The organism is Kitasatospora sp. NPDC085895, from assembly GCF_040702125.1.
GTDB classification, from domain to species: Bacteria; Actinomycetota; Actinomycetes; order Streptomycetales; family Streptomycetaceae; genus Kitasatospora; species Kitasatospora arboriphila.
The window spans coordinates 1-1,009 of the sequence record NZ_JBFBJY010000260.1 but is presented as its reverse complement, the minus strand read 5'-3'; the positions used below and the strand labels follow the sequence as shown (position 1 = coordinate 1,009).

Below are 1,009 nucleotides of genomic sequence, written 5' to 3'. Positions count from 1 at the left end.
GGGGCGTCGTGGATGATCATGAGCCATGAGGTCGGAGTGGGCTCGTGGGGTGTTGTCGCATCGGATCTGTACCGGTCTGCCGAGGCGCCGGCTGGGCAAGCTGATCGAGGAACTCTCTGACGCCTGGCTGGCCCAGCAGGAGGGGCGGCTGCGTGAGCGGCGCGGTCACGACCGGTTGCGTGCGGCCGGGGCGGGTCCGGACCATGGGCTGGTGTTCACCGACCGGGTGGTCGCCACCCTGGTCATCTTGCGTTTCCAGCTCCCGCACGGGGCCCTGGCCGCGTTCTACGGTGTGAACCGCTCCACCATCACCCGGGCTGTCCACGAGATCCGACCTCTCCTCGCGGCGCGGGGCTTCGCCGTCCCCGGCAAGCCCGGGCTGCGGCTGCACACCCTCGCGGACGTCTTCGCCTACGCCGCGGCCGAAGGCGTCGAACTGCGTCTGGATGGCACCGAGGTCCAGGTCCGCCGCCCTGCGGCGAACCGCCCCGGACGCCGGGCGTTCGTCTCGGGCAAGAAGAAGCAGAACACCAAGAAGCCCACTGTGATCAGCGACGACAAGGGCCGACTGCTGTGGGCCGGGGCGATCCGGCCCGGCCGCATGCACGACGTCACCGCCCTACGGACCGAAGGCATCGAGGACCTGCTGCGCCAGTACCCGCAGGTCAAGGCCAAGGTCGACTCCGGCTACCAGGGACTCGCCCGGGACTTTCCCGACCAGGTCACCGCCCCACCGCTGAAACCGAAGAAGGACGCCCCGCCCGACCGGGTCGCGGCGTGGGAGCAGGCCCGCAAGGCCCAGTCCTCCCAGCGGATCTGCATCGAACACGCCATCGCCGAACCCAAGCAGTGGAGACCCCTGCAGCGCTGGACCGGCCGCCGCGAGTACTTCGACGACACCGTGCTCGCGATCGCGGGCCTGGTCTCCGACCGCTGCGCGGAGCGCTGAAGATCACCAGCCGAACCCTCCAGGCCGACACGCCCCACCCTCAATCGCGCACCAAGTCGT

General features: G+C 70.1%; 1 protein-coding gene. It reads left to right on the top strand.

Annotated elements, in window-relative coordinates; all coding sequences use genetic code 11:
• Positions 1-25 precede the first annotated feature (25 nt).
• A complete protein-coding gene (locus AB0442_RS42705; protein WP_366168883.1) occupies positions 26-949 on the top strand; it encodes a transposase family protein in 924 nt (307 codons plus the stop codon).
• Positions 950-1,009: the final 60 nt, after the last annotated feature.